This window comes from Roseburia sp. AF12-17LB, assembly GCF_003479605.1.
GTDB lineage: Bacteria > Bacillota > Clostridia > Lachnospirales > Lachnospiraceae > Roseburia_C > Roseburia_C amylophila.
Genome location: NZ_QUHR01000003.1, coordinates 90,740 through 106,420, shown reverse-complemented (window position 1 = coordinate 106,420; position 15,681 = coordinate 90,740). Strand labels below are relative to the sequence as shown.

The window sequence follows — 15,681 nt, the reverse complement described above, 5'->3', positions numbered from 1 at the left end:
GATATTTGTTCTGTGTTTGAAATAACAGGTGTTTTCATTCAGACAGAATGCGTCTCAATTCTTGGCAGTACATTTTTCTGATTTTCAGATGTCTTGCCACTGCTTTGACTGGATGCAGTGGGTGTCCGGCTGATACGGATACCTCATGCAACCGGTAAGGGGCGCTAAGAATTTCAATCTACATTACATCTATTCCGGCAACCGGCGCAAAGTCACATCCGTGTTCCAGTTGCGCCTCGTTGGCACGTCCTGTGCCAACGTTGCCGGTTGCCAGATGAAATTCCAAGCGCCCCTAACCAGTCACAAAATGGTATCCGCATTCAGCCGGACACCCACTTGCATTCTGTCAAACATTGGAAAGACAGATGATAATAAGAAAAGAAAAATGTGCTGGTTAGAATTGGAGCATTCTGTCTGGAAAATAACGTTATTTCAAATGCAGAACAAAAGCATCGCATTTATTACATCCCCCCTTCATTTCAACGAAATAAGAAAGAGAAGAAAAGGAGAATCATATGAAAAAAAGACTACAGGTGTTACTTCTTGCACTGTGCCTTACCCTTGGAACTATAGGTGCCGGCTGTGGCGGCAGACAGGATAACAATGCTGCGGGAACAGAGACTGCTACGGCGACAGAAACTGAAAAGACCGCAAGTGTGGAAGACTCTGCTATGGCAAAGGCAAATGCAGGAGAACTGAATATCATTGATGATAAATACCGCACCTATTATGAAGTGTTTTTATATAGCTTTTATGACAGTGATGGAGATGGAATCGGAGATATCCAGGGATTAATTGATAAACTGGATTATATCAATGATGGAGATGACAGTACAGATACAGACCTTGGCTGTAATGGAATCTGGCTGATGCCGATCATGCCATCACCGACCTATCATAAATATGACATTTCTGATTATGAAAATATTGATGAGCAGTATGGAACTATAGATGATTTCAAACAGTTAATCGAAGCATGCCACAAGCGCGGAATCCGTGTGATTATTGATTTCCCGATTAACCATACATCGTCCAAGCACCCATGGTTTACACAGGCGGTGGAATATCTGGAGGGATTAAGTGACGGACAGCAGCCGGATAGCAGCGTTTGTCCGTATGTAGATTATTATAACTTTACAACAGATCAGTTAAGCAGTGTGTATTATAAAGCTGGCAGCAGCAATTGGTATTATGAAGGAAAATTCTGGAGTGAAATGCCGGATTTGAACCTTGACTGTGAAGCGGTGAGAGCTGAATTTGATGAGATTACATCCTTCTGGATGGATCTTGGGATAGATGGTTTCCGTATGGATGGTGCCAAAGAATATTTTTCAGATAATACCACAGAAAATGTGGAAGTCTTAAAATGGTTTAATGATATGGTAAAGGCAAAAGATGAGAATTCCTATATCGTGGCAGAGGTCTGGACGGATCGTGAGACATATGCAAAATATCTGGAAAGTGGAATTGATAGTGTATTCAATTTTGATTTTGGAGATGGCGATGGGATTATTGCCAATGCAGTAAAAGGAAGCTCAGAGTCCGGAGCAAAAGGATATGCCAATGTCTGCGGCAAAATGGATGAGCTTTTAAGCCAGTATAATGAAAATTATATTGATGCACCGTTTTATACAAATCATGATATGGCAAGAGGTGCCGGATACTATAGCGGCGAGTATAAGGCTGCACAGATTAAGACTGCCGGAGCCATGAATCTTATGATGAGCGGCAATGTATTTCTTTATTATGGGGAAGAAATTGGTATGAAAGGCTCTGGAAAAGATGAAAACAAGCGTGCACCAATGCAGTGGTCCTCAGATACATCTGCAGAGGGTATGTGTAAAGGGCCGGATGGAATGGAAAGCATTAAGATGACAAATGGAAGCTTGGAAGACCAGCAGGATGACCCGGATTCCATTTATAATTATTTCAAACAGGCAATCCGCCTGAGAAACCGTTATCCGGAAATCGCCCGTGGTATCGCTGCAAATGTAGAGACTCTTTCTGATAAGAATATAGCAGCAATTACCAAGACATATGATGGTAAAACCACATTACTGGTATTTAACCTTTCCCAGGAAACTCAGAAGGTTGACATTTCAGGTGTAGATTTAGGCGGAGAAGGTACTATCGGTGGAATGCTTCTTACCGGAGAAGATACAATTACGCTGGATAATAATGAACTGACACTGCCATCTTATTCCATGGCACTTATTACCGTAGAATAAAGCCGAAATGCATAAAAACGGAACAGAGTTATCGTGCCACCGGAATAAAAATGAAAAAATGAAAAAAGCAGGAAAATTGTCTTGACAACCCCTGCTTTTTCCGATAAAATAATCAGTGCTGTGAGTGCTTTACAGCACAAGCCCAGTTAGCTCAGTTGGTAGAGCAGAGGACTGAAAATCCTCGTGTCTCTGGTTCGATTCCGGAACTGGGCATTGCCGAAAGGCAATGAACTGCGGGTGTAGTTCAATGGTAGAACACCAGCCTTCCAAGCTGGATACGTGGGTTCGATTCCCATCACCCGCTTTGCAGAATACAATTGCATATGCGATAGTGGCGTAGTTGGTAACGCGCGACCTTGCCAAGGTCGAGACCGCGGGTTCGAGCCCCGTCTATCGCTCTTTTAAAAAGCAAGAAATTTATCTTGCTTTTTTTGACTTTACAGGAAATTGCTTTCCTGTAAAGTCAAAAACGCTCCGCGAGGATGCGCACTGCGGCGTATAAGGTAGATGTCGCAAGCGACCGCCGCAGGCGCGGGAATGTGCCAAGGCACATTCGATGTTCTATAAAAGTCTGATTTGGGAACATAAGAAATAAAAGAAAGGTAGTAAAGGAGTAGATTCATAGTATGGATAAAAAAGGTGTGGCAGAGTTAAAGAGACGTTTTACAAAAGAAAATTGTACCTTTACCAGATTGTGTGGCTGTTATGTAGATGCCGGTAAGAATAAGGTCGTTGATTTAAGTGAGACATTTTTAAATCTGGAAGATGAAGAATTTTATAAATATTTAGAGATTGCCAAGAAAACCTTATCAGGAACTATTGGAAATAATCTTTTGGAATTGAATTTTCCACTGGATGAAGAAGCAGCAGGAGGAAGACAACAGTTTCTTTTAGGTTTAAGGGAAAGTAAATTAAAAAATCCTGAGTTACTGGAACGTTTTTATGATATGGTCATTGAAAGCTATGACTATGCAGGCAACTATCTGATTTTGCTGTTCCATGATGCTTATGATGTCATGACCAAGACCACGGATAATAATGCGCTGGATGAATCAGAAGAAGTGTTTGAATACCTTCTATGTGCAATCTGTCCGGTACAGTTATCCAAACCGGGACTGGGTTACAGAGAAGATGAAAACCGTATCGGACCAAGAATCCGTGACTGGGTGGTAAGCGTACCGGACAGCGGTTTCTTATTCCCGGCATTTACCGACCGCAGTACAGATATTCATTCCCTGATGTTCTATACTAAGGATACCAAGGCACCGCATGCGGAATTTATGGAGTTGGGATTAGGCTGTGGCGCAAGACGCACTGCAACGGAGCAGAAGATGACCTTCCATTCTATCGTCAAACAGGCATATGGCGATGATGTGGAAAAGAGCGGTGAAGTGCTGATGGAGATTCAGCAGAACTTAAATGATCTGGTAGAAGAGAAAGCAGAACTGGAAGAAGACCCGGTAATTCTGACACCGGAGCTTTTGACCAATGTTATGGAAGAAAGCGGCGTTGCACCGGAAAAGGCAGAAAAGATTGGAAAGACCTGCGCAGAGGAATTTGCAGAAGAAGCACCGCTGGCAGAAAATGTAGTAGACAGCAAAGCACTGGCTGCCAATGAGCAGATTCAGAAGGAAAAGGAGCTGGTAGCCCAGGTTGAAGTGCTGCAGCAGCAGTTAAAAGAGAAACAGATAGAGGAAGAAGCAGACGAAGTAGTTAAGACCTATGATGTTGTGCTTCGTGTAAAACCGGAAAAAGTTTCACAGATTAAGTCCGAGGTTATCAACGGACAAAAATGTCTGGTAATTCCAATGGCAGAAGACGAACATGCCAATGTAAACGGAGTAAATACAACTGTATAATAAATAAGAATACCATCTTTACCGGCTGGTAGATTGAGCCGGTAAGGATGGTATTTGTATATAAAATCATTATGATGAAATACTTCTTTTGAATGTCAGATTAGTGCAGATTCCGGAGATAGGATGCAAAAAATCAGCAATCCACACAGCAGAAGAAATAGGAGAAGCTGGAAGAATCTGCCCCAGCGGAAGCTGCGATGGTTTAACTGGGTGCCGTCAATGAGAATGACATCATTGGCTTCGGCGAGGGCAATGGCACCGGGATAGAAAACGCTGTTGGTAATGACGATTGCTTCATCGCAATCGTAATAGGATTTGCCAGCAACGGCTTCCTGTACGGCACTGTTTCCTACTTTGCCCTGATATAATTTACACTGGACTGCATATGTGGTCCGGTGTTTTTTTGCAATTAAATCCACACCAAAATCTCTGGAAGCTTTGGTGACAGTAACCTTTGAATATCCGTTGCGTTTTAAATATCCGGCAGCATATTCTTCAAATTCGTAGCCATTCATTTTGTCAAAATTGACACCAAAAAAGAAATGCCGCAGTCCATGGAATACGGCGAACGGAAGATGTATAATAAATCTTATGAAAAAGAAAAGTATTTTTCCAATCAGGCGAAACATAAAAGAATTCCTTTCCGTTCATAATAACGGATGCTATACTGTAATTGACCCGCTTGCATTCATTATAGCATAACATAGAGGTGATAGATTTGAAAGAAGAATTGATGGAATTAAGACAGAAGATGAAAGAATACGGCATGGCGGCATATCTCATTGTTTCCGATGATTTCCATGCATCAGAATATGTAGGAGAATATTTTAAATGCCGTGAATATATTTCCGGATTTAACGGTTCGGCAGGAACGCTGGTAATTACTGAAGATATGGCAGGACTCTGGACAGACGGAAGATATTTTATCCAGGCAGAAGAACAGCTTGCCGGCACCGGCATTACATTATTCCGGAGTGGACAGCCGGGGGTAGTGGATATTGCCACTTTTCTGGAAGAAAAAATGGAAGATGGCACCGTATTGGGGTTTGATGGAAGAACCGTAAGTACCGGCATGGCAAAGAGTTTAAAAGAAAAATTGCGGGAGAAAAAGATTACATTTGCTCCAGACCGTGATGTCGTAGGCGAAATCTGGGCGAATCGTCCGGCATTATCCTGTGATCCAATCTGGGAGCTTGGCGTGGAATATGCAGGTGAGAGCCGGAAAGATAAGGTGGCGGGGGTACGAAAAGCAATGGTGGATTGCAAGGCGGATTACTTTTTAATTCCGTCTTTGGATGAAATCGCATGGCTTTTTAATATCCGTGGAAATGATATTGCATATAATCCGGTGGCATTATCTTATGTACTGATTGCACCGGATGAAATCCGCTGGTATGTAAATGAAAAGAGTGTGCCGGCTGACTTAAAGGAAAGACTTTCCGCTGAAAAAACCTTTATTTACAGATATGAACAGATTTATGCGGATATAAAGGAAATTCCGGCAGACAAAAGCATTCTTATAGACGAGAGTATGACAAATTATGCACTGTATGATGCCATTCCAAAAGAGGCACATAAGGTAAAGAAGAACAGCCCGATTGAGCTTATGAAGGCAGTGAAAAATGCCACCGAAATGGAGCATGAGCGGCTGGCGCATAAGAAGGATGGCATTGCTTTAACAAAACTTATCTACTGGTTAAAGCATGTGGAAGATAAGCGGCAGATAACGGAGCTTACGGTATGTGATAAATTAGAAGAATTCCGGAGGCAGGGAGAAGGTTATCTGGGACAGAGCTTTGCACCGATTGCTGCATACGGTGCCCATGGAGCTATTGTGCATTATGAACCGGATGGGAAGAGCAATATTCCACTGGATAACAAAAGCTTTCTGCTGCTGGATACTGGCGGACAGTATCTGGATGGCACAACGGATGTGACAAGAACCATTGCCCTTGGAGCATTAAGCTCAGAGGAGAAGAAGCATTATACTGCCGTATTACGAGGAAATCTGAATCTTTCGGATGCAAAATTTAAATATGGCTGTACGGGAGTCAACCTTGACTATCTGGCAAGAGAAGCGTTGTGGCATATGGGACTTGACTATAACCACGGAACAGGCCATGGCGTTGGCTATTTGTTAAATGTACATGAAGGACCGAATGCATTTCGTTACCGGGAACGGTGCGGTACCGGAACCATCATGGAAGAAGGTATGATTACTTCAGATGAACCGGGACTGTATCTGGAAGGAAAATACGGCATCCGCCTTGAGAATCTGTTGCTTTGTAAGAAAGTGGAGAAAACGGAATATGGACAGTTCATGGAATTTGAAACATTGACAGTTGCACCATTTGATTTGGAAGCCATCGACTGGGAAGAATTAGACAGCCGGGAAAAGGCACTGCTTCGGAAGTATCAGCAGTATGTCTATGATACCATTGCAGACTTCCTTTCCGAAGAAGAAAAAACATGGCTGAAGGAGCAGATTCCGGCGTAGAGATATGGGTATTTATTGCACAGGGAGAACAAAGAATGTGCCTTGGCACATTCTCGCGCCTGCGGCGGTCGCTTGCGAAATCTACCTTATACGCCGCAGTGCGCATCCTCGTGGAGCGTTTTTTCCTTTACAGGAAAGCAATTTCCTGTAAAGTGAAAAAAGAGGCTTGATAAATCAAGCCCCTCTTCATTCCCGTAGTTTATTTCCCATAGTTTATTTATATGGAAGAATATCCTCGGTATAAGCCCGGAGAATTTCTCCGACACTCCATGCCTGGGCATAGCAGCCGCGGGAGGTGTGCGGTTCATCACCGTCAAAGATTTCTGCAATAGAACCGATACAGCCGTGGTAGAACTGCTCTCTGGTGGCGTCTAACATGGCATCGGCCTGTTTGATGACTTCTTTGGAAGTTCCATAGACATGCACATAAGCAGTCAGGAAACCGCCTAAGAGGAAACCCCAGGAAGTACCCTGATGATAAGCGTGGTCACGTTTATCAAGACAGCCTTCATAGGTCGGATGGTATTCCTTATCATCCGGGCTTAAGGAACGAAGACCGGTTTTGGCATATAGTTTCTCGTAAACCTTATCTACAATCTTCTTTTCCTTGTCAGCATCTAACATCCGGTGCGGCAGGGAAACAGCATAAATCTGATTTGGACGAAGGGTTGCATCACCTTCCAGCCCGTCTACCACATCATAGAGACATCCATCTTTTTCGTTCCAGAATTCTTTTGCGAAAGATTCCTTTGCATGAGCTGCAAGAGCAGCATAGTGGGAACCGTCTTCCCCAAAACGCGTTGCCCATTCTTCCATCAGGCAGAGTGCGTGATACCAGAGCGCATTGATTTCTACCGGCTTGCCGTGCCGTGGTGTAGCAACCCAGTCGCCCACACGGACATCCATCCAGGTTACCTGGTCGAGACCGCTTCCGGCATGGATAAGTCCATCTTCTTCCATATAGATGGAGAAATCTGTTCCGTGCTCATAAGCTGCAATAATTTCTTTTAATTTCGGATAAATGGTTTCCTGCACAAAAGCATAATCTTCCGGAGTGCCGGTATAATCGAGATATTTTCCAACTGCATAGAAATACCACATGGAAGCATCCGCAGTGTTATACAATGGGGCGCTTCCTTCATCCGGGAACATATTTGGTACCATGCCATGGTGGACATAGCGGGCAAATGTGGTCAGGATGTCTCTGGCATCCTGATAGCGCCCGGTAGACAGAGTTAAGCCGGTGAGGGCAATCATGGTATCCCGGCCCCAGTCGGTAAACCAAGGAAGTCCGGCAAGAACAGTCATCAGTCCGGTAGACTGCCGGTATGCAAGAAAATGGTCAGCGGCAATGGTCAGAGTCTCTGCCAGTTCATCATGGTAGCCAGCTTTTTTCTCTAACGCATTAAAACGTGCCATTTCTGCGGCAGCAGTGGCAAAAGCATCCTTTTCATAAGCATCTTCAATGGTGCAGACGATAGATATTTTCTTGCGGCATCCGGCGTCCAGCGGAAATTCAATCTGGTATGGCGTGTAGTTATCATCTAAAGCATCGGATTCTACATCCAGTTCTTTTTGTAACTGCATTCCGGTGGTATATTTTTCTTCACATGGAACAACGGTTCCGTCATCGGTAAAAAGACGGATGGTGACATCTTTATTCTGCTGCGGAACCAGTCTGATTTCCGGCTGCTCATAAGTAGTATCGAATTTTAAAGTGTCTACGGTAGAAGCATCATGGTGTACCCGGTAATTAAAGAGCGGAGTCAGCACCAGTGTAGCAGCATCTCCATCATTCTGGATATCATAGGAAACTGCAATAGTATTCTTGCCGTGTTCAAAGGCGAGAGTCTTTGTCATGGTAAATTCCGGAGCTTTGGTGGTAAAATGTACCAGCCCGTCATAAGTAAAGGAATTAAGGTATTCAATACCTTCACGGTAAGCAGTGCTGCCATCACCGGCAAGATATTGTTCTACGGTAAAATCTATTTTCTCGGAAGAACGAATCAGACACTCGTTGATTTTGGAGAGAATGACGAAACGTTCTACTGGTGGGTGCAGGCTGGCAATCAGATAGCCATGGTGCTTTCTTGCATGGGCACCGGTTACAGAACTGCCGGCATAGCCGCCGATTCCGTTGGTCAGAACCCATTCCTTCTGTACACCCACCGACATTGGGGTGAGGGCATCTTTATTTAAATGATATGCTTTCATAGAAATCTCCTTTATCGTGTAATCTGTCCGGGTGGAGGAAAGAAAAAAACAGGAAAACAATTGTAAATGTCATTTCAGGCTTCTGCTATTTTTGATACAGAATGCTGCAGAACTAAGCTGCTTTGTTTTCTTTTGCTATTCAGCCGGTCTTTCCAATGTTTCACAGCATAGCGGCACGGTTCGCTGCAATGCGGATGCATGAGAAAGGCTGATAGGGGCACTTGGAATTTCATCTAGCAACCGGCAATGCTGGCACAGGACGTGCCAGCAAGGTGCAATCTGAACATGGATGTGAATTTGCACCGGTTGCCAGATGAACGATTAGCCTTTTTGAAATTCTTGGTGCCCTTTGCAGGCTTTCTGTCGCATCCGCATGCAACGGACAGTACCGCTATCCGGTGAAAGCAACGGAAAGACAGCCTGCAATCAGAAAACAAAGGCAGCTAAGAACTGCTGCGCATTCTGTCTCCATAAAAAGGAGCCGAAGCTTGAAATAACATTGAAATATGTTTTCGGCTTATAGTTCTTTCCTCCACCCGGACTGTTTGCCTCTATTGTAACGAAATAATTCGAAAAAATCTACTGAAAAACACGGAAAAAACATAATTATTAAATAAATATAATCTACTGGATTAATCGCAGAAAAAGAGATATAATGAAAAAGAATCTGCATGAGAAGCAGCTGCAAAAAGAAAAATTGAGAGGTTTGAAGTATGAGTATTTTTGAAAACACAGTTTTAGTAGATAAGAAGGTGTCTGTTGTAAATGTAATCTTAAGGTATCTTTGTATCGCATTGGCGATTTTCTGTGTACTGGTTTCCATTATTGTGTATCCAGGAATTTTACTGGTTCCTGCAATTATCTTTGCAGTTTTCTGGTATCTTCTTAAAATTGCATCACAGATTGAATGGGAATATACCTATATTGAAGGAAGACTTAGCTTTGCACGCATCAAGGCAAAGAGAAAGAGAAAAAATGTTGCAAAGATTGAGATGGAAGAGGTTGTGCTGATTGCACCGTCAACTGCACATGAATTGTATAATTATCATAATAACAATCAGGTGAGCGTAAAGGATTGTTCTTCCAAGCAGTCGGGAGCGAAGACCTATGAAGTGATTTATAAGAACGGTAGCGGACTTGGAGATATTATCTTTGAGCCGGATGAAAATATGCTGGATATGATCTGCAACCGGAATGCAAAGAAAGTCATCAGATAGGAGAGGTGATTTTATGGCAGAGCAGGGAAATTGTGATACCTGTGTAAATTTTGTTTATGATGAAGATTACGAATATTATGTCTGTGATATGGATCTGGATGAAGATGATATGGTAAGATTTCTTACCGGCAACACCAATTCCTGCCCGTATTATCAGTTATATGATGAGTACAAGATTGTGCGTCATCAGATGTAAATTTTAAATAGGAACGGTTTTAAAGAGGTCTGCATTTTCTGTATAGACCTGATTGAGCCAGTCGCAAGCCTGACCAATGCCTTCGTCGGAATATTCGAAGGTGTTGGTCTTTTTTTGCTCATCCGGCGTGGCGGTAAAGCAATAAGGACCCGGCCACCAGGTGGCAAGCAGAGTGGTGGAGTCATCTTCTACATGCTTCTCTATGCGGTAGCGCATGCCAAGATTGCTGCCGGTATACTGTGTTTTGTTATAAAAAGGGATGGAAAATAAATCTTTACGTTGTATCATAATTGCACCTGCTTTCGATTCTTTATTAAAAATAGCATGAAAAAAGTTGTATGGCAAGGAAAAGGGATTAGATGATAATCCCTTTTTTTCTATATTCGGTTGGTGTGATTTTCAGATTTTTCTTAAATAATCTTATAAAATGTTCCGTTGTATCATAACCCACCTGGGAAGCAATATCTGCAACCGTAAGATTAGTATCAGAAAGAAGTACCTGGGCTTTTTCAATCCGGACTTGCTGTAACAGCTGGGTAAAGGTTTTCCCGGTAGTGCTTTTAAAAAGTCTTGAAACATGTTCAGGTGTATAGTGAAATTTTTCGGCAACCTGCTCTAATGTAACCGTTGCATAATTTTCCTGGATGAATTGAAGCAGGGCAAAACGCTGCACATCAGATTTACGGTTGAAAGTAGGAAGCTCGGAACTTTTTTCATAATTCCGGATTAAAAGACCAAAAGTTATCATCAGTGTGTAGGAAATCATCTGATCCCAGTAAAGGGAGCGGTTCAGAGATTCCCAGTACATCCAGAGAAAGCCAGAACGTATTTCATTATCATTGCCGGTGTGAAATACAATATAATCGTTGCCGTTTTCGGAATAGATATTATTTAAAAAGAAAGCGGACAGGATGTTTGGTGAATTTAAAAAATTGAAAAAGATATTATGTAAAGTGCTTTTTCGAATCAAAATATTTAAGATAACGCTGTTGTCATCGAAGACACTGACGGAATGTTTGATGCCGGGTGGAATAATACAAAGGTCTCCGGTGCGCAGTGTGAGCTGACTGTCACTGATTTTCTGGGAACAGCTTCCGTCATAGACATATAAGAGTTCAAAGAAAGTGTGGTCGTGAGTAAGTGCCGGAGAGTAACGGTTATGTCTGGTTACAGTAATAGAAACGTGGTTTCCTGCATCAAAAAAGAAATTATCTTCAAAGCGTGGAGGAATGGTTTCTTTGATTTCCGGAACCAGCAGATGCCGGCGCAGTACATCATCTATATTGATAGTACTTAAGAATTCCTGCAGGGAATACTCCTGCTGTTTGGCATAATAATATTTTTTGTAAAACTGCTCATCTTCATTCAATTTATATATTACTGTTCTTAACGCTTCATGATCCATAATGGAATCCTCCAATTCAAATATCAAAAATAGTCAATAACAACATAAAGAAAATGATATATCTATCAAAAAAAGTAAATAGAATTGGTTGTTACAAACAATTGGAAAACCACTTGAATAGATTATAATAGATTTAACAACAAAAGAAAAGTGATTTTCACAAAAACAATGATTACAGAGAAGGGGCATATGGATGAAGCAGGAAATCTTAGTAAAAGTAGAACATATGAATAAAAGATTTGGCTCTACCGTTGCATTAAAGGATGTTTCAATAGAGGTTTGTTCAGGCAGAGTTCTCGGACTTATTGGAGAGAATGGTTCTGGTAAATCAACAGTTACATCTATTATTGCAGGAATGCAGAACGCAGACAGCGGTACGATGACATATCATGACAAAGAATGGAAGCCGGGATCAATGCTGTATTCGTTGGAACATGGAATTGGAATGATTGTCCAGGAAACTGGAACAGTGCCGGGAATTACAGTAGCAGAGAATATATTCCTTGGCGAGACAAAGTTCTTTAAGAGTTTTGGCGAAAAGCATAAATGGGGACCGGTTAAAAGGAAGCTGTTAAATCAGAAAGCACAGGAAGCCTTAGATGCAATCGGTGCCAGCCATATTCGAGCAGAACAGATGACAGCAAACCTTGATTTGCAGGAACGTAAGCTGATTGAGATAGCAAGAATTATGAATAAGCATCCGGAAGTGCTGGTAGTAGATGAGACTACAACTGCATTGTCACAGAAGGGAAGAGAGATTATCTACAATATTATGGAACAGATGAAAAAAGAAAACAAAGCGGTGGTTTTCATCTCCCATGATTTGGAAGAGATTATGGAAAAATGCGATGCATTGACGGTTCTTCGTGATGGAAATATTATAGTTACTTTTGATAAGAGCGAATTTGATGAAGACAAAATAAAATCAAGTATGATTGGAAGGCAGCTGGAAGGCGACTATTATCGAAGTGATTATGATGGAAGCTGCGAAGATGAAGTTGTCTTAGAAATGAAAGATGTAAATCTGACTGGCAAACTGATTGATTTTAATCTGCAATTGCATAAAGGAGAGATTCTTGGAATCGGCGGACTTTCGCACTGTGGAATGCATACACTTGGCAAAGTCATGTTTGGAAATAAAAAACCGGAGTCTGGTGAAATAAGAATCAAAGGAAAGAAATTGAAAAACGAAGCCGATGCAATGAAGCATATGGTTGGATATGTGGCAAAAGACAGAGACACTGAGTCGCTATGCCTGAATGCCAGCATCAAAGATAATATTGCTGTTGGCGGACTGGATCAGTTTACAACTGGTGGATTCCTGATTTTCCCGTGGAATGAAAAGAAATATGTTCAGAAACAGGTGGAAACATTAAGCATTAAATGTGCAGGAATAAATCAGTATGTTTCGGCATTATCCGGTGGAAATAAACAGAAGGTTGTATTTGGAAAATGGATTGGACGAGGCAGTGATGTATTGATTCTGGACTGCCCGACGCGAGGCGTTGATATTGGTGTGAAGCAGGCGATGTATCAATTGATGTACCAGATGAAAAAAGAAGGAAAATCAATTGTTATCATTTCAGAGGAATTAACAGAACTGATCGGTATGTCAGACCGTCTGATGATTATGAAGGATGGAAAGATTATGCATGAATTTCCAAGAAGTGAATCGCTTTCAGAAGCAGATGCGATTCAGTACATGATATAGGAGGCGGATGAAATGAAAACAAAGAATTTAAGAAAAAATGTTATGCTCCTTGCCCCTTTATTTGGTCTTGTGGCATTGCTGGTTGCTTTCTTTATCATTGGAACATCTAAAAATATAAATGTTGCATATGGAATGAAAAGTATTATCAACCAGTCAGTTGTGGTTGCAGTAGTAGCAACAGGTGCAATCTTTATTTATACCCTTGGTTCCTTTGATATCAGTCTTGGAGCATCTGTAGCAGTAAGCGCACTGGTAGGAGGGATTGTTTATAACAAAACAGAGAGCCTGGTAATAATGTTTGCAGCTTGCCTTGGAGTGGCGGTCTTTATAGGACTATTTAACTCAGTACTGGCATCTATTTTTAACCTCCCTGTTTTCGTAACAACGATTGCAATGCTAAGTGTATTGAATGCACTGGTACTGGTTCTGATTAAGATGAATGGAACAGGTTCTGAAATAAGAGTGCCAATGATGGCGGTCAGTAAGCTGAATACAACACAGTTTAAAATATTCGTATTAGCTGCATTTTTCTTAGTATGTTTACTGGTATTCTCTTTTACTAAAGTAGGAAGAATGCAGAAATTCCAGGGCGGAAATCCAATTTGTGCAAAATTAAGCGGTATTTCTGTAAAGAAAATGTCGATTATAGCATTTATCATGTCTGGAATAGGAGTTGGACTTGGCGCATGTCTTTCCATTGTCTATGCTCCGACTTTAACGAGAAATACTGCATCCAGTGTAGGAATGGATGTCATCATAGCGATTGTATTTGGTGGTATGCCGGTATCAGGTGGCGCAAGAAGTAAAATTTATGCAGCAGTAATCGGAGCTTTTTCCATGACATTGCTCAGTCAGATTATGGTGATGTTTAATCTGAATTCCGGAATTGGACAGATGGTAAAAGCAGCAATATTTATATTGGTAGTATTCCTGGCAACCAGTGACCAGAGAGGAAAGATGTTACCAAGATAATATCCATATGGTATTAAGTGATAGTCACTTTATACATAAACATGTAATGTACAGGAGGAAAGAAACATGAAAAAAATTCTAGCAATGTTGCTGGCAACGGTCATGGTAGTAGGATGCTTTACCGGATGCGGAAGCGACAAGAAGAATGACAGTTCTGAAGTAGTAAGTACAGAACAGTCAGGCAGCAAAGAAGAGACACCAGAACTTGATATGAGTGAAACCGTTAAAATGGGTATTCTTGTATCAGATGCAACAAGTGCAGAGGCGTTGGCATTCCGGACATACTATACAGAGTATATTCAGAAACAGTACAATGTTGAGCTTATTTATTCTGATGAATTAAAGGATGCAGCAGGGGAAACATCAGCAATTGATACTTTTATTACAAATAATTGTAAAGCAATTATTTCATTCTCATCCTTTGACCGTGCAGCACAGATTGAGCAGTGTGAAGCGGCAGGTGTGTATTATGCAGTTGCAACAGGAACTTTAACCGATGAAGAATATGAGACTTATAAGGGATATGAGCATTATGTAGGTGCAATCGGGCCATCTCTTGAAGTAGAATATCAGACTGGTTATGATATGGCAAATTACTATCTGGAGCAGGGCAAGAAAAACTTTGCTATCTTCGGTGGAGCAATTCCATATTATACAGATATGCATATTTATCGTGCAGCAGGTATGATTGCAGCTATGGTAGATGCAGGTGGAGCAGATGCTAATTACAAAGGTGCTACAGATGAAGCTGGAATTATTGGACAGATTTATGCAGATGGACAGATTGAAACCGGAGCAATTGGTGATGTAAATATCGTTGGTTATGTAGGTGGATATGACATGGATGATGCATGGTTTGGAAAATGTGCTCAGATGGCACAGACTCCTGACTTAGAGGTTATCTTAGCTGTTGGAAATGGTTCTGACTTCTTTGGGACAGCAATTGAAGGCACAGATGTTAAGATTGCCAGCGTAGATGCTTATGCAGAAAGCTATGGTACTGCAATGGATGGTGGAATGCTTGATTACCTTGCAGGTAAGTTCTCAGCAAGTATCGGACCTATCTTTATTGCAACTTATCGTGCAGTACTTGGAAGCCCGATCCGTACAGAAGATGGAAATGCTTTAGCTCTCAGCCAGGGTTACTGGGTTGCAACTTCACCAGAAGAGTTCTCTGAGTACTATGCAGTAGACAGCTCTGTAGACAGCCCTGCATATACAAAAGGTATGTTAGATGGACTTCTTACAGCAGATTATGCATCATTTGAAAAATTTGTAAGTGCTTATGGATTTAAAGATATCCAGGAAGAAGCAAAATAAGTAACATATTAATAAAATTTTTGTTCTGCTCCGGAATTCTCCGGAGCAGAATTTAGAAAAGA

Annotated in this window: 13 protein-coding genes and 3 tRNA genes; 12 read left to right on the top strand and 4 right to left on the bottom strand. The window is 41.6% G+C overall.

Annotation, left to right across the window (positions count from 1 at the left end; all coding sequences use genetic code 11):
* Positions 1-515 precede the first annotated feature (515 nt).
* From DWV68_RS05045 to DWV68_RS05025, 5 genes are all read left to right on the top strand, one after another.
* The gene (locus DWV68_RS05045) at positions 516-2,228 is read left to right on the top strand and encodes an alpha-amylase family glycosyl hydrolase (RefSeq protein ID WP_118665152.1); all 1,713 of its coding nucleotides are present in this window, start codon (positions 516-518) and stop codon (positions 2,226-2,228) included.
* Positions 2,229-2,368: 140 nt separating this feature from the next.
* A tRNA-Phe gene (locus DWV68_RS05040) sits at positions 2,369-2,441 on the top strand.
* Between the two features lie 20 nt (positions 2,442-2,461).
* A tRNA-Gly gene (locus DWV68_RS05035) sits at positions 2,462-2,532 on the top strand.
* A gap of 21 nt (positions 2,533-2,553) precedes the next feature.
* A tRNA-Gly gene (locus tag DWV68_RS05030) sits at positions 2,554-2,626 on the top strand.
* A 228-nt stretch (positions 2,627-2,854) separates the two neighbouring features.
* Positions 2,855-4,087, top strand: a complete 1,233-nt coding sequence (locus DWV68_RS05025) for a DUF4317 domain-containing protein (RefSeq protein WP_022242942.1) — start codon at positions 2,855-2,857, stop codon at positions 4,085-4,087.
* A 95-nt stretch (positions 4,088-4,182) separates the two neighbouring features.
* Here DWV68_RS05025 and DWV68_RS05020 read toward each other — a convergent pair whose 3' ends face one another.
* Entirely contained in the window at positions 4,183-4,716 is a 534-nt protein-coding gene (locus DWV68_RS05020) for a restriction endonuclease (RefSeq protein WP_118057067.1), read from the bottom strand.
* A gap of 80 nt (positions 4,717-4,796) precedes the next feature.
* Here DWV68_RS05020 and DWV68_RS05015 point away from each other — a divergent pair, with 80 nt between their 5' ends.
* Positions 4,797-6,584 carry an aminopeptidase P family protein gene (locus tag DWV68_RS05015; RefSeq protein ID WP_334294525.1) on the top strand — a complete coding sequence of 596 codons (1,788 nt, stop codon included), beginning with the start codon at positions 4,797-4,799 and terminating at the stop codon, positions 6,582-6,584.
* Positions 6,557-6,754, top strand: a complete 198-nt coding sequence (locus tag DWV68_RS05010) for a hypothetical protein (RefSeq protein WP_118665150.1) — start codon at positions 6,557-6,559, stop codon at positions 6,752-6,754. The genes DWV68_RS05015 and DWV68_RS05010 overlap by 28 nt, the downstream gene beginning before the upstream one ends.
* A 43-nt stretch (positions 6,755-6,797) precedes the next feature.
* Here the strand turns inward: DWV68_RS05010 and DWV68_RS05005 are convergent, their stop codons facing one another.
* Positions 6,798-8,798 carry an amylo-alpha-1,6-glucosidase gene (locus tag DWV68_RS05005; protein WP_243089450.1) on the bottom strand — a complete coding sequence of 667 codons (2,001 nt, stop codon included), beginning with the start codon at positions 8,796-8,798 and terminating at the stop codon, positions 6,798-6,800.
* A gap of 713 nt (positions 8,799-9,511) precedes the next feature.
* Between DWV68_RS05005 and DWV68_RS05000 the strand changes: the two genes are divergently transcribed.
* Entirely contained in the window at positions 9,512-10,015 is a 504-nt protein-coding gene (locus tag DWV68_RS05000; protein WP_117841622.1) for a hypothetical protein, read from the top strand.
* Between the two features lie 13 nt (positions 10,016-10,028).
* Entirely contained in the window at positions 10,029-10,211 is a 183-nt protein-coding gene (locus DWV68_RS04995; RefSeq protein WP_117697689.1) for a DUF6472 family protein, read from the top strand.
* A gap of 3 nt (positions 10,212-10,214) precedes the next feature.
* Here the strand turns inward: DWV68_RS04995 and DWV68_RS04990 are convergent, their stop codons facing one another.
* Together DWV68_RS04990 and DWV68_RS04985 are read right to left on the bottom strand one after the other, a co-directional pair.
* Positions 10,215-10,499, bottom strand: coding sequence for a hypothetical protein (locus DWV68_RS04990; protein WP_022242954.1), 285 nt, complete (start codon positions 10,497-10,499; stop codon positions 10,215-10,217).
* Positions 10,500-10,566: 67 nt separating this feature from the next.
* Positions 10,567-11,616 carry an AraC family transcriptional regulator gene (locus tag DWV68_RS04985; RefSeq protein ID WP_118057068.1) on the bottom strand — a complete coding sequence of 350 codons (1,050 nt, stop codon included), beginning with the start codon at positions 11,614-11,616 and terminating at the stop codon, positions 10,567-10,569.
* Positions 11,617-11,809: 193 nt separating this feature from the next.
* On the opposite strand from DWV68_RS04985, the gene DWV68_RS04980 reads away from it, so the two are divergent.
* From DWV68_RS04980 to DWV68_RS04970, 3 genes are all read left to right on the top strand, one after another.
* Positions 11,810-13,327 carry a sugar ABC transporter ATP-binding protein gene (locus DWV68_RS04980; RefSeq protein ID WP_118665148.1) on the top strand — a complete coding sequence of 506 codons (1,518 nt, stop codon included), beginning with the start codon at positions 11,810-11,812 and terminating at the stop codon, positions 13,325-13,327.
* 12 nt (positions 13,328-13,339) lie between these two features.
* On the top strand, positions 13,340-14,299 hold the full coding sequence (locus DWV68_RS04975; RefSeq protein WP_242988749.1) for an ABC transporter permease: 960 nt from the start codon (positions 13,340-13,342) through the stop codon (positions 14,297-14,299).
* A 66-nt stretch (positions 14,300-14,365) separates the two neighbouring features.
* Complete coding sequence (locus tag DWV68_RS04970) at positions 14,366-15,619, top strand: sugar ABC transporter substrate-binding protein (RefSeq protein ID WP_022242958.1); 1,254 nt, start codon at positions 14,366-14,368, stop codon at positions 15,617-15,619.
* Positions 15,620-15,681 lie beyond the last annotated feature (62 nt).